The sequence below is a fragment of the Cedecea sp. AS113 genome, assembly GCF_037152415.1.
Classification (GTDB): Bacteria; Pseudomonadota; Gammaproteobacteria; order Enterobacterales; family Enterobacteriaceae; genus Cedecea.
On sequence record NZ_JBBCMI010000029.1, the window covers coordinates 12,587 to 26,166 of the forward strand.

General features: G+C 56.4%; 13 protein-coding genes. 9 read left to right on the plus strand and 4 right to left on the minus strand.

Annotated features, from left to right (window positions below):
* Positions 1-89: 89 nt before the first annotated feature.
* Positions 90-824: a tol-pal system-associated acyl-CoA thioesterase gene (gene exbB, locus WFN87_RS22550; protein WP_166995204.1), complete on the plus strand. Its 735-nt coding sequence runs from the start codon at positions 90-92 to the stop codon at positions 822-824.
* Positions 825-830: 6 nt separating this feature from the next.
* Positions 831-1,256 (plus strand): TonB system transport protein ExbD, encoded by a 426-nt coding sequence (gene exbD / locus WFN87_RS22555; RefSeq protein ID WP_008460960.1) that lies wholly within the window; start codon positions 831-833, stop codon positions 1,254-1,256.
* A 780-nt stretch (positions 1,257-2,036) separates the two neighbouring features.
* Here exbD and WFN87_RS22560 read toward each other — a convergent pair.
* The gene (locus WFN87_RS22560; RefSeq protein ID WP_008457003.1) at positions 2,037-2,420 is read right to left on the minus strand and encodes a hypothetical protein; all 384 of its coding nucleotides are present in this window, start codon (positions 2,418-2,420) and stop codon (positions 2,037-2,039) included.
* A gap of 4 nt (positions 2,421-2,424) precedes the next feature.
* Positions 2,425-2,826 (minus strand): hypothetical protein, encoded by a 402-nt coding sequence (locus tag WFN87_RS22565; protein WP_166995206.1) that lies wholly within the window; start codon positions 2,824-2,826, stop codon positions 2,425-2,427.
* Positions 2,827-2,919: 93 nt separating this feature from the next.
* Between WFN87_RS22565 and WFN87_RS22570 the strand changes: the two genes are divergently transcribed.
* Both WFN87_RS22570 and WFN87_RS22575 read left to right on the plus strand, forming a co-directional pair.
* Positions 2,920-3,423: an ESA_00282 family adhesion-associated protein gene (locus WFN87_RS22570; RefSeq protein WP_008457007.1), complete on the plus strand. Its 504-nt coding sequence runs from the start codon at positions 2,920-2,922 to the stop codon at positions 3,421-3,423.
* An 86-nt stretch (positions 3,424-3,509) separates the two neighbouring features.
* Complete coding sequence (locus WFN87_RS22575; protein WP_008457009.1) at positions 3,510-4,007, plus strand: TIGR00645 family protein; 498 nt, start codon at positions 3,510-3,512, stop codon at positions 4,005-4,007.
* Positions 4,008-4,040: 33 nt separating this feature from the next.
* Here the strand turns inward: WFN87_RS22575 and mgrA are convergent, their stop codons facing one another.
* Entirely contained in the window at positions 4,041-5,081 is a 1,041-nt protein-coding gene (gene mgrA, locus WFN87_RS22580; protein WP_336983830.1) for an L-glyceraldehyde 3-phosphate reductase, read from the minus strand.
* Positions 5,082-5,160: 79 nt separating this feature from the next.
* On the minus strand, positions 5,161-6,012 hold the full coding sequence (locus WFN87_RS22585) for a MurR/RpiR family transcriptional regulator (protein ID WP_008457013.1): 852 nt from the start codon (positions 6,010-6,012) through the stop codon (positions 5,161-5,163).
* 249 nt (positions 6,013-6,261) lie between these two features.
* Between WFN87_RS22585 and WFN87_RS22590 the strand changes: the two genes are divergently transcribed.
* The 5 genes from WFN87_RS22590 to WFN87_RS22610 all read left to right on the plus strand — a co-directional run bounded on the left by WFN87_RS22590 (position 6,262) and on the right by WFN87_RS22610 (position 13,576).
* Complete coding sequence (locus WFN87_RS22590; RefSeq protein WP_336983831.1) at positions 6,262-7,767, plus strand: CoA-acylating methylmalonate-semialdehyde dehydrogenase; 1,506 nt, start codon at positions 6,262-6,264, stop codon at positions 7,765-7,767.
* 11 nt (positions 7,768-7,778) lie between these two features.
* Positions 7,779-9,707: a 3D-(3,5/4)-trihydroxycyclohexane-1,2-dione acylhydrolase (decyclizing) gene (gene iolD, locus WFN87_RS22595; RefSeq protein WP_336983832.1), complete on the plus strand. Its 1,929-nt coding sequence runs from the start codon at positions 7,779-7,781 to the stop codon at positions 9,705-9,707.
* Positions 9,708-10,025: 318 nt separating this feature from the next.
* Positions 10,026-11,012 carry an inositol 2-dehydrogenase gene (gene iolG / locus WFN87_RS22600; RefSeq protein WP_008457020.1) on the plus strand — a complete coding sequence of 329 codons (987 nt, stop codon included), beginning with the start codon at positions 10,026-10,028 and terminating at the stop codon, positions 11,010-11,012.
* Positions 11,013-11,047: 35 nt separating this feature from the next.
* Positions 11,048-11,977, plus strand: coding sequence for a substrate-binding domain-containing protein (locus WFN87_RS22605; protein WP_166995218.1), 930 nt, complete (start codon positions 11,048-11,050; stop codon positions 11,975-11,977).
* A gap of 51 nt (positions 11,978-12,028) precedes the next feature.
* A complete protein-coding gene (locus tag WFN87_RS22610; protein WP_336983833.1) occupies positions 12,029-13,576 on the plus strand; it encodes a sugar ABC transporter ATP-binding protein in 1,548 nt (515 codons plus the stop codon).
* Positions 13,577-13,580: the final 4 nt, after the last annotated feature.

A 13,580-nucleotide genomic window follows, 5' to 3' on the forward strand; every position in this document is an offset into this window, starting at 1 on the left:
CAAATACTAATGAGAACGACTATCAATTCGATAGTTTTTTGATATATTAGTCTCAGTTTTGACATTTATTTCTCGCTGGAGCGTAAGACGTGACGAGTAATCTGATGCAGACGGATCTGTCCGTTTGGGGCATGTATCAACATGCTGACATCGTAGTGAAGATCGTGATGATTGGCCTGATTCTGGCCTCTGTTGTCACCTGGGCCATCTTTTTCAGTAAGAGCGTGGAGCTGATCACCCAGAAACGTCGCCTCAAGCGAGAGCAGCAGCAGCTGGCTAACGTGCGCTCCCTGAACGAAGCGAGCAGCGTGGCAGAAGCCTTTGACAGTAAAAGCCTGAGCACGCTGTTAATCAACGAAGCCCAGAACGAACTGGAACTTTCAGCCGGCGTGGAAGATAACGAAGGCATTAAAGATCGTACCGGCTTCCGCCTTGAGCGCCGCGTGGCCGCCGTTGGGCGTCACATGGGGCGCGGTAACGGCTTCCTGGCCACCATCGGTGCGATTTCACCGTTCGTCGGCCTGTTCGGTACCGTTTGGGGCATCATGAACAGCTTCATCGGTATCGCTCAATCCCAGACCACTAACCTGGCGGTCGTTGCCCCGGGCATCGCAGAAGCGCTGCTGGCGACGGCAATCGGCCTGGTTGCCGCCATCCCGGCGGTGGTTATCTATAACATCTTCGCGCGTATGATCGGCAGCTACAAAGCCAGCCTCAGCGACGTTGCCGCGCAGGTTCTGCTGCTGCAAAGCCGCGATCTGGACCTGGATGGTACCGCTCAGCCGCGTCCGGTGCGTAATACCCAGCAACTGCGAGTAGGTTAATGCCCCATGGCAATGCGTCTGAACGAAAACCTCGACGACAATGGTGAAATGCACGAAATCAACGTTACGCCGTTTATCGACGTGATGTTGGTGCTGCTGATCATCTTCATGGTGGCGGCGCCGCTGGCAACGGTGGACGTGAAGGTTAACCTTCCGGCCTCCAGCAGTGAACCACAGCCACGCCCTGAGAAGCCGGTTTATCTGTCGGTAAAAGCCGATCATTCGATGTTTATCGGTAATGACCCGGTAACCAAAGAGTCGATGGTCAATGCGCTGATTGCCGCAACCGAAGGGAAAAAAGACACCACCATTTTCTTCCGCGCGGACAAAACGGTGGACTACGAAACGCTGATGGACGTGATGGATACGCTGCACCAGGCAGGGTATTTGAAGATTGGCCTGGTCGGCCAGGAAGTCACGAAAGCGAAGTAAGTGGGGATGACCCTCATCACGGCCCTCTTCCTCTTGGGAGAGGGTGAAAACAACTCAAGTTTATTCTCTCCGTAGTTGTTACGTTCACCCGTAAATCTGTTTCCCCTGCGCGTTCAGAGCACGGTGAACGTGTCCGGGGGATAACGCCATCCCCCGGACAGCCCCGGCGCCCGGCGAGCTCATCGCCGCTGAAGCGGTAAACCCCCCGGCTATCACCCAAACATTCGGGGTCGTTCGCGATTCGTTCCTGACGATCGCTCTCTTTCGCTGTTCCCGACAGCTCAACCCCGCCTGAGTTGGGTCATAGCCGGGGGCGATGAGAGCCGGGGACAAGGGCGTGGCGGTGTGACTTGCAGCGACTGTTGCGTTCAGCGTTGCTTTGAGCTTAAAGCGAGGCTCGGTTCCGGCTTAAATCGCCTCCGTTTTCTCTCCGACTGGCCAGGGTCCGGACGCCGGGAGCGGCCGGAGGCTGAGAGCGTCGGGAGCGCATCTCAGCCGACCCAGGACTGGGAGATAAAACGGAGGTCTGCCGCTTCAGCGGTCGATTTATTTGGCCGGGAGTCCGGGGTCTCGGGGGAGTGACGGTGACTCCACCGAGTCGTTCACAAGTTTGGGGGCTGCATATAAAGCTGTGCTTGAGGTGAACGGAACCTTAGCTGAACCTTCATATAGCTTATTTGTGACTAACAGACAGCCAAAGAGAGAAATCGTTAAATTTTATTACTCTTTATATTCCCTCGCCCCACTGGGGAGAGGGCCTGGGAAAGGGGCAAACCCCACTCACAGCGTAGAACTTTTCCACGTCTTCTCTGCAAGACCACGGGTCATCGACAGCGTCTGGGCTTCCTGCTCCTTCAGGCGCTGATAATGCCCTTCCAGCCGCTTAAGAATCTGCTCTTTAAGCTTCGGATGATGGCTGAGGATCTCTTCCAGCACCGCCCCATACACCTCTTCTTTGGCGCGCCACGGGAAGATTTCACGGCGGTTCATCCACTTCAGATCGATAAGCGCCGAAGTAATATCCGTAACTTCCTGCGTATTACGGGTGATATTTTCATTCTTAAGGCGAACCAGAATCGCTATATTTTTACTTAACGTAAATTCATGGTCTTTATTTTCATCAGCGCTAATTAACAAGGGCTGTTTTTTTAGAGGTTCTGCCATAGCACTACTCCTCAATTGAATAGCATAATGGCCAGGGTTTTTCTTGGGTCATTTGATTAACCCAAATTTCCTGCTCCTTGCTACTCACCCAGGCGGTTTTGTCTTCGATAAGCATCTGCAAATCGGCGGTACTAATAAGTTCTTTTTCAACCAGTTCGCCTATCAGGGCATGTAACGCCTCTATCCTAACCGCGCACAGCAGCCGCTCTTTAATATGACGGTCGGTTTCTTCAAGCAGGCGGTTCTTGGCCTGCCCGGCATAATGACTGCCGCTCAGGATGTTTTTTTCCAGCGTTAAAATCTTGTCCTGAACGACTTCCGACGTGGTACTATTTTCAGCTTCTGCAGGGAGCGTTGACGGTGCAACAACGGGATAGCGCCGTGGTAAGAAGTGTTCAGGCAGCATCGAATGTGATCCTTTGAAATCGGTTCAATATTCAGGTTCAGAGATTCGCGATATGATGCCTCAATTCAAAAATAAAAAAAACAGGAGTTTCTTATGCACAGCATATTTTATTCTATTGTCACCATTTTGATTTTGTTGTGTGCTGTATTGGTTATGCTCAAGGAGTTTAGCGCTTCAAATAATAAGAAAAATCGTGCGGCGGGTGAAATACAACCCATCACCACCAGCGAAGAGCGGGAAGATTATTTTGGCATGCTGATGTCTAAAATTACGCCCAGCTATTATTGGCGTATTAACAGTGAGTATATTGATTTTACTCACGCCACAATTAAAAAAATGCGTATCGATGAACTGACTTCCCAGCCGGTTTTATTTAGCGCCCAGCGCCGCTGCAGTGATTTAAATTCGGCGGTGTATAAATATTATGACAATATTAAAAAACGCTGTGCCGAAGGTGAGCAGGTGCCATTGTCAGATATTGAAGTGCTGAACCTGCGCCAGTGTTTTAACGAGTTTAGCCGCGACGCTTATCCTGCACTGGTCGCGTTGGTATGGCCACAGTATCAGCGCCCGGAGATCGACCTGAACAGCGTGTGAGCCCTGTAATCCTGCGTCCGGGGCTCACGCTTAAACGCCGGAATTCGCTATAATGACGCCCTTTTGCTATTTCCAGACAGGACATTATGGAACGTTTTATTGAGAATGCGATGTACGCCTCGCGCTGGCTTCTGGCCCCGGTTTACTTCGGGTTATCTCTGGCCCTGCTTGCGCTGACGGTGAAGTTTTTCCAGGAGATCATTCACGTTCTCCCGAATATCTTCTCGATTGCGGAGGCTGACTTAATTTTGACCCTGCTCTCGCTGGTGGATATGGCGCTGGTCGGCGGCCTGCTGGTGATGGTGATGTTTTCCGGCTATGAGAACTTTGTCTCGACGCTGGATATTTACGAAGGCAAAGAGAAACTAAGCTGGCTGGGGAAAATGGACTCTGGCTCGCTGAAGAATAAAGTCGCAGCATCCATCGTGGCCATCTCTTCCATCCATCTGCTGCGTATTTTTATGGACGCTAAAAACGTGCCGGACAACAAGCTGATGTGGTACGTGATCATCCACCTGACGTTTGTGCTGTCGGCGTTTGTGATGGGCTATCTCGACAAGCTTTCCCGCAGCGGGAAATATTAAAAACTAAGCCCCTGTTTACAGGGGCTTTGGCTTTTATTTGTCGGAGGATGCCTGCCACAGATTTAGCTCGCCATCGGCGACGTGGCGGTCAATTCGCTCCAGCTCTTCTGCGGTAAAGTGCAGATTATCCAGCGCCTTAACGTTCTCTTTTAGCTGTTCTGCCAGGCTGGCACCGATCAGCACTGAGGTGACGCGCTCATCTTTCAGCAGCCAGCTCAGCGCCATCTGTGCCATTGTCTGGCCACGCTCCAGCGCCATCTCGTTGAGTAAGCGCAGGCTACTGAGATTCGCCTCGGTCAGCATCTTTTCATTCAGCCCACGAATTTTATTGCCTTCCACCTGCATCCTTGAGCCTTCCGGGATGCCGTTCAGGTATTTGCCGGTCAGCAGGCCCTGGGCTAGCGGGGTAAAGGCGATACAGCCGCTGCCGTTGTGCTGCAGCGTGTCCAGCAGGCCGCTTTTATCGACCCAGCGGTTTAACAGGTTGTAGGAGGGCTGGTGAATAAGCAGCGGAATTTTCCATTCTCGCAGCAGATCGGCCATTTTCTGTGTTCTTTCGGCGGAGTAAGAGGAGATCCCGACGTAAAGCGCTTTGCCGCTTTGCACCGCATGTGCCAGGGCGCTGGCCGTTTCTTCCATCGGCGTTCTCTCATCCACTCGATGGGAATAGAAGATATCGACGTACTCCAGCCCCATGCGCTTAAGGCTCTGATCCAAACTTGCCAGCAGGTACTTACGTGAGCCGCCGGATCCATAAGGGCCTGGCCACATGTCATACCCCGCTTTGGTGGCAATAATCAGCTCATCGCGGTAGCTGCCAAAATCCTGCTTCAGCAGGCGGCCAAAGTTTTCTTCCGCCGAGCCCGGAGGCGGCCCGTAGTTATTCGCCAGATCGAAATGCGTAATACCCAGATCGAACGCGGTGCGCAGCAGATCGCGCTGGGACTCCAGCGGACTCACGCCGCCAAAACTGTGCCACAAGCCGAGAGAAAGCGCGGGCAGCTGCAGGCCGCTCTGGCCGCAGAAGCGATACTGCATGGATTGATAACGCGACGGGCTGGCTTCGTAGGGCATGGTGTCTCCTTAGGGTAAGAGTTATTTTTGAAACGTTGTTTCCATCTTAACCCTGCGGAGACATTCGGCAATCCGAAAATCAGGCCTCCGGCGAGAGCGCGCTGTGGGGCGTGCCCTGATAATACGCGAGCGCCACCATCAGCGACTGCACCAGGCAAAGCGTGGCGGACTGCGAGCGGAAGGCGTCTACCTGCGCCTCTTTCACCACAAAACAGAGATCGCTAAACGTGGCGAATGGGCTAATTTGGCTGTCCGTGATCACTATCTGCCGAGCGCCCGCCTGGGCGGCAATTTCACTCACCATCAGCGTCTCTTCGGCATACGGGGAGAAGCTTATCGACACCACAATATCTTTCGCTTTCACCCGGTTAACCTGCTCTCGCAGCATGCCGCCAAGCCCGTCCAGCAGCACGGCACGGCAATCCAGATGGCTCAGAGCGTAGGTCAGATAAGCCGCCACGCTAAAGGAGCGGCGCAGGCCGACAACGTAGATCGTGTCTGCTTCGGCCAGCAATTCCACGGCACGCTGCAGCATTTCCGGTTCGGTACGGGCGGCCAGCTGCTGCAGGGCCTGAGCATTTGAGCGGGCAAACTCCTGCAAAATATCCAGCGGCGTTTCCGGCACGGCTTCGCTGCCCAGCTCACGGAACAGCCTCGCCCGATCGGTATAGCTGGCCGTCTCTTCCACCAGATTCATGCGAAACAGCTGTTTCATTTCGTTGAACCCGCTGAAATCAAAGGCATTGGCAAAGCGGATAAGCGTTGAGGGCGGCACCTCCGCCCGTTCGGCAATGGCGGCCACGGTATCAAATGCCACGCTATTGGTGTTATCCAGCACGTAGCGGGAAACCTGCTGCAGCCTTTTGCTCAGGCTGTCGTAGCGGTCGCGGATCTGCTGCTGGAGTTCGCTCAGGGTTGTCGCGGTGGTCAATTTGCCATCCTCAAAAGTATTCGCTGAAACGTATTTAAGCGTAGTACTGGCAAAAATGAAACAGATGCACCAAAACTGGCGGGGGATGAAACGACACTGACGTCTCAGTCTTTGCACCTCATTCTGCGGGTTAACATAAAAACGAAGTGTTGATCACAATAATCAACATTTATTTTATTTGAACTTAAAATGGAATGTTTGTTTCATATACAGTGTTCGGGAGACAACCCTAACAGCAAGAGGCCAGAGATGGAGACGGTAGCGAATTTTATCCACGGTGAATGCGTCGCGGGCGAAGGCCAGCGGGTACAGGCGATCTTTAACCCGGCGACCGGCGCGCAGATCCGCCTGGTCGCCATGAGCACGGCCAGGCAGACGGAGCAGGCCATTGCCGCTGCCCAGCAGGCGTTTCCAGGCTGGGCTCGCCAGTCTCCGCTCAAGCGCGCCCGCGTGATGTTCCGCTTTAAAAGCCTGCTTGAGGAACACATGGACGGCCTGGCGAAGCTCATCAGCGAAGAGCACGGCAAGGTTTATTCTGACGCGGTGGGCGAACTGACCCGCGGCCTTGAAGTGGTGGAATTCGCCTGCGGCATCCCGCATCTGCAAAAAGGTGAGCATTCGGCCAACGTGGGTACGGGCGTGGACAGCCATTCTCTGATGCAGCCGCTTGGCGTCTGTGCGGGGATCACGCCGTTTAATTTCCCGGCAATGGTGCCGATGTGGATGTTCCCTATCGCGCTGGCAACCGGGAATACCTTTGTGCTCAAACCGTCGGAAAAAGATCCGTCTCTGTCGCTGCGTCTGGCTCAGTTGCTGAAGGAAGCCGGGCTGCCGGACGGCGTGTTTAACGTGGTGCAGGGCGATAAAGAAGCCGTGGACGTATTGCTGACCGACCCAAGGATTCAGGCCGTTAGCTTTGTCGGCTCTACGCCGATTGCCGAATACATTTACCAGACCGCTTCTGCCCACGGCAAGCGCTGTCAGGCGCTGGGCGGGGCGAAAAACCACTGTATTTTGATGCCGGATGCCGATCTGGAGATGGCAACTAACGCCATTATGGGGGCGGCTTTTGGTGCCGCGGGGGAACGCTGCATGGCGCTTTCGGTGGTGGTTGCCGTGGGGGATGAAACTGCAGATGCGCTGTGCGCGGGGCTGGAAAAACAGCTTGCTACGCTGCGTGTGGGGCCGGGCCTTGGGCAGGAGCCGGAAAACGAAATGGGGCCGCTCATTTCTGCACCGCACCGGGCCAAAGTGCTGGGCTATATTGATAGCGGAGAGCAGCAGGGCGCGACGCTGCGCGTGGACGGTCGGGGCCTGAGGCTCGCAGGCCATGAAGGCGGCTATTTTGTTGGCCCAACGCTGTTTGATCATGTCACGCCTGAAATGACCATTTATAAAGAAGAGATTTTTGGCCCGGTACTGAGCGTGGTGCGCGTGCCGGATTACGCCAGCGCGCTGGAACTGATCAACAAGCACGAATACGGCAACGGCACGGCGATTTTTACCCGTGACGGTGGTACTGCAAGGCGATTCACCGAAGAAGTTCTGGTGGGCATGGTCGGCGTGAACGTGCCTATCCCGGTGCCGATGGCTTTCCACAGCTTTGGCGGCTGGAAGCGTTCTATCTTCGGGCCGCTGAACGTGCACGGCAGCGACGGCGTGCGTTTCTATACGCGGATGAAAACCGTCACCGCTCGCTGGCCGGAAACCAGCCATCAGCAAGGATCTGCATTCTCAATGCCGACGCTGGGCTAAGGGGAGGAAAGATGACCACACACCGCATGACCATGGCGCAGGCGCTGGTCAGGTTTTTAAACCAGCAGTACGTTGAAATCGATGGGCAGGAAGCGCCCTTTGTGGAAGGCGTAATGACCATTTTCGGGCACGGCAACGTGCTCGGGCTTGGGCAGGCGCTGGAGGAGGACCCCGGCCACCTGAAGGTGCATCAGGGCTGTAACGAACAGGGCATGGCGCATATCGCCACCGGCTTCGCCAAGCAACACCGGCGGCAGCGTATTTACGCCGTGACTTCATCGGTGGGGCCGGGGGCAGCCAATATGGTGACTGCCGCCGCAACGGCCACCGCCAACCGTATTCCGCTTCTGCTCTTGCCCGGCGATATTTACGCCAGCCGCCAGCCGGACCCGGTGCTCCAGCAAATCGAGCAGTTTCATGACCTGAGCATTAGCACCAACGACTGCTTCCGGCCGGTGTCCCGTTACTGGGACAGAATCAACCGCCCGGAGCAGCTGATGAGCGCCATGATTAGCGCCATGCGAGTGCTTACTAACCCTGCGGATACCGGCGCGGTAACGATTTGCCTACCGCAGGATGTGCAGGGTGAAGCCTGGGATTATCCGCAAAGCTTCTTTGCCCGGCGAGTGCACCATATCGAGCGGCGTCCGCCGGATGAAAATCGGCTGCATGCCGCGCTAAAGCTCATTGCCAGCAAGCGTCGTCCGCTGGTTATTTGCGGCGGTGGGGTTCGCTATTCCGGCGCGCATCAGGTTTTCCAGGATTTTGTGGAACGCTTCGGGCTACCGTTTGCCGAAACCCAGGCCGGAAAAGGTGCGCTTGTAAGCGAGCACTTACTTAATCTGGGCGGCCTCGGCGTAACGGGCGGCCTGGCGGCTAACCTACTGGCCCCGCAGGCGGATTTAATCATCGGCGTCGGCACCCGGCTGACCGACTTTACCACCGGCTCTAAATCGCTGTTTTCACCCGAGGCTGAGTACCTGCTGCTAAACGTAGCCGAATTTGACGCCCTGAAGCTGGACGCCACCCCGCTGGTGGCCGATGCCCGGATTGGGCTCGAGCAGTTGACTGCCGGGCTGCATCAGGCTGGCTATCACGCCGCCTGGCAGAACGAAGCTGCTAACGCTCAAGCGGCCTGGCGCGAGGAGTGCCAGCGGCTGTGGACTCGGCAATGGCAGGCGGGAGAAGCCCCTGAAGTGGCGGGCCATCTGGACGAAACGTTGCAGGAATACAGCCGTGAGCTAGGTACGTCATTGACTCAAACCCGCGTGCTGGGCCTGGTGAATCAGCATATTGAAGACGACGCTATCGTGGTGGGCGCGGCGGGTTCGCTGCCGGGGGATTTACAGCGCCTGTGGCAGGTAAAAACGCCGGACAGCTATCACCTCGAATACGGCTATTCGTGTATGGGCTACGAGATTGCCGCGGCGGTGGGGGCAAAGCTCGCGAAGCCGCAGCAGCCAGTGTATGCGATGGTGGGGGACGGTTCTTACCTGATGCTGCATTCCGAGCTGCAAACCGCCGTGCAGGAAGGGATAAAAATCACCATTCTGCTGTTCGATAATGCCGGGTTCGGCTGCATCAATAACCTGCAGATGGGCCACGGCATGGGCAGTTTTGGTACCGAAAACCGCCATCGAAGTCCACACAGCGGCAGGCTGGATGGCCCGCTGGTGAAGGTCGATTTTGCCCAAAATGCCGAAAGCTACGGCTGCAAAGCCTGGCGGGTCAATAGCGAGGCGGAGCTGCTTGCCGCGCTGGAGGCATCCCGGCATGAGCCTGGGCCAACGCTGCTGGATATCAAAGTGCTGCCTAAAACCATGACCCACGACTACGAGGCCTGGTGGCGCACCGGAGACGCTCAGGTTGCTCGCTCGAGCACGGTGGCCGATGCCGCTGAACAAACCGCCGCTAAGCTCAAAAACGCCCGTCAGTACTAACCCTTCAGCATTCCGCTGGACTGTCTGGCGGAATGTTTATTTCATTTTTGCTTTATTCTCTTCTCGTACTGGAGCATGGGCGCGCTCTCCCTCTCAAATCCCTTCTCTGTGGAGGTTTTAATTCATTCGGCGTTGTGATTTTGCTAACAAAATACAGCCGATAAATTATCAAAATGTTAACCTCTGCGCAAAAATGAAACTTTCACTCTGCATTAAAATGAAATAAATGTTTTATTTAAGGCGTCGTTATTCAGCTGCATGTGAAAGCCGGAAGATCCGGCTCATGACCCTACTGCAACACCACTTTCGGGAGCCGCCATGTTTAACATTGCTTTACTGGGCGCGGGCCGTATCGGCCAAATCCACGCCGCCAATATTGCCGCCCATCCCCATTCCACCCTCTGGTCCGTTGTCGATCCTAATGCAGAAAACGCCGCGCGCATTGCCGAAAAATACCAGGCGCGCCAGCAGAGCGTTGCCGAGGCGATGAGCGACCCGGAGGTTCATGCGGTGCTGATCGCCTCGGCGACCGACACTCACGCTGACCTGATTGAGCTTGCCGCCAAACACGGCAAAGCGATCTTCTGTGAAAAGCCGGTGCATTTGGATCTGGCCCGCGTGCGCGACTGCCTGAAAGTGGTGAAAGCTCATAATGTGCCGCTGTTTATCGGCTTTAACCGCCGCTTTGACCCTCAGTTCCGCAAGCTGAAAAACGAAGCGCTACAGGGGCGCATCGGCACGCCGGAATCGCTGGTGATTATCTCCCGCGACCCGTCGCCGCCGCCCGCTGAATATGTGCGTGTCTCCGGCGGCATGTTCCGCGACATGACCATTCACGACTTTGATATGGCTCGCTTCATCATGGGCGAAGAGCCGGTGGCCGTGTATGCCCAGGGCAGCAATCTGGTAGATCCGGCGATTGGTGAGGCAGGCGACATCGACACTGCTTTTATCGTCCTGAAATATGCCTCCGGGGCGCTGGCGACCATTGTGAACAGCCGCCGCTCGGCCTATGGCTACGACCAGCGTCTGGAGCTGCACGGCGCTAAGGGCCTGCTAACAGCGGGCAATATCCTGGAAAACCAGGTTCAATTCTTTGGCGACGGCGGGAACACCAGCGCGTTGCCAGAACACTTCTTCCTCCAGCGCTACAAAGATGCCTACGCCGCCGAATGGCAGCACTTTGTTGCCGTCCTGCGCGGCGAGGCCAAACCCGAGTGCAGCGGCGATGACGGTGAACGCGCCCTGTACCTGGCCGACAAGGCGCTGGAGTCACTGCGTAGCCAGCGCGAAGTTGCTTTGTAACCTCCGAAGACCCTACACATAGAAGAGAGATAACAATGAAAAAGCTGATCCTCGCCGCCCTCATCGCCCTGACCACGGCTCCGGCGCTGGCCGAAAACGAACAGATTGTTTTTAGCACCCCCAACCTTGCGATGCCGTTTGAAGTGCATATGCAGCGCACCGCCGTGCAGGCCGCCAAAGAGATGGGCGTCAAGCTGCAGGTTCTCGACAGCCAGGGCAGCTCTCCTAAGCAGGTCGCGGACCTGGAAAACGCCATCACCCGTGGCGCTCAGGGCTTTATCGTTTCGCCAAACGACGTTAACGCCGTGTCGAGCGCGGTAGGTGAAATTCAGGATGCCAAGCTGCCGGTGGTGACACTCGACCGCTCGGTTGTTAGCGATAAGCCGGTGCCGCACTTTGGCGCCAACAACTATAAAGGCGGCCAGGCGGTGGCGGACTTTGTGAAAGCCAAATTCCCTGACGGCGCGGACATCGTGCTGCTGACCGGGCAGCCTGGCTCCTCCTCCAATATCGAACGTACTAAAGGGATCCGCGATGGTCTAAAAGCCGGGGGCGATAAATACAGGATCGTCGCCGATCAGACCGGGAACTGGATGCGTTCCGAAGGCATGCGCATCGTTGAAAGCGTTCTGCCGTCTCTGCCGAAAAAGCCTCAGGTGATCCTCTCCGCCAACGACGATATGGCGCTCGGCGCGATTGAAGCGCTGCAGGGCCAGGGCATGAAACCGGGTGAAGTGCTGGTGACCGGCTTTGACGCAGTGCCGGAAGCGCTGGCCCGCGTACGCGATGGCTGGATGGCGGCAACCGCCGATCAGCGCCCTGGTTTTGCGGTGAAAACGGCGATGAGCCAGCTGGTGGCCAACATCCGCGAGAAGAAGGCGATTACCGGGGCAGATTACGCGCCCACGATGATCACCAAAGATAACCTCGATCAAGCAGAGCGTATCGGCGAAGCCGGCAAATAAATCTGAACGTGCCCGTCCGCCTGCGGGCGGGCGCAACAGAGGAGCAGTCTGATGTCGCAACCTTTACTGAAAGTGACCGACCTGGCGAAGAGTTTCTCCGGCGTTTGGGCGTTAAGCAGCGCGCAGCTCAGCGTCGGGCAGGGGGAAATCCATGCCCTGCTGGGGGAAAACGGCGCGGGAAAATCCACGCTGCTGAAGGCGCTGGCCGGGGCGCAGCCGCAAACGCGCGGTGAGATCTGGTTCAACGGTGAAACGCTTTCTGCGGATGACTCGCCGGTAGCGCGCCAGAACAAAGGCATTATCACGATTTATCAAGAATTTAACCTGCTGCCCAATATGACGGTGGCGGAAAACATGTTTCTTGGCCGCGAGCCGCGCCGCCGCAACCTGATCGTCGACAGCAAAGCGGTGAACCAGGAAGCGCAGGTCATTCTGGATTATTTGCAGCTCAACGTTGCGCCGACGACCGCCGTGGCCCGCCTGAGCGTTGCCCAGCAGCAAATGGTGGAGATTGCCAGGGCGCTGACGCTGAACGCCCGGCTGATCATTATGGATGAGCCATCCGCTGCCCTGAGCGACAGCGAAGTTGAGAGCCTTCACCGCGTGGTGCGCGAGCTGAAAGGCCGTGGCGTCAGCATTATTTATGTGACTCATCGCCTGCATGAAGTCTTCCAGCTTTGTGACCGTTTCACCGTGTTTCAGGATGGCCGCTATACCGGCTCCGGCGACGTGGCGGGCATCAACGTGGAGCAAATTATTCGCCTGATGGTCGGCCGAGACGTGGTGTTTAACCGCCGCGATGCCAGCCTCACGCACCATGCAGACAAGCCCATCCGCCTGGCGGTGAAGGGGCTGAGCCGTGAAAAGCCGCCGCTTGATCCACACGGCATTGCGTTGAAAGACATCAGTTTCCACGTGCACGCCGGAGAAGTGTTGGGCATCGCCGGGCTGGTTGGTGCCGGACGCACCGAGGTTGCTCGCTGCCTGTTTGGCGCAGACAAATTCACCACCGGCAGTTTCGAGCTGGACGGCAAACCTTACCGGCCTCAAAACCCGATGCACGCGCTGGACCAGGGCATCGCGCTGGTGCCGGAAGATCGTAAAAAAGAAGGGGCGGTGCTGGGCCTGTCGATCCGCGACAACCTGTCGCTCTCCAGCCTTTCGTCCCTGCTGACCTGGCGCTATTTCGTTAGCCCGCGTAAAGAAGATGCGCTGATTGAGTCCTACCGGCAGGCGCTGCAAATCAAAATGGTTAACGCCGAACAGGAGGTGCGCAAGCTCTCCGGCGGGAACCAGCAAAAAGTGATCCTGGCGCGCTGTATGGCGCTGAATCCAAGGGTGTTGATCGTCGACGAGCCGACTCGCGGCATTGACGTAGGCACGAAATCTGAAGTGCATCAGGTGCTGTTTGATATGGCTAAGCGAGGCGTGGCGGTGATCGTGATCTCTTCCGACCTGCCGGAAATTCTCGCGGTGTCGGATCGGATCATCACCCTCAGTGAAGGGCGAGTGACCGGCGAACTGCACGGCGACGAAGCCAACGAAGAACGGCTGATGACCCTGATGGCCATCAACCATAGCGCCTTAAGCGCCGCATAACGGG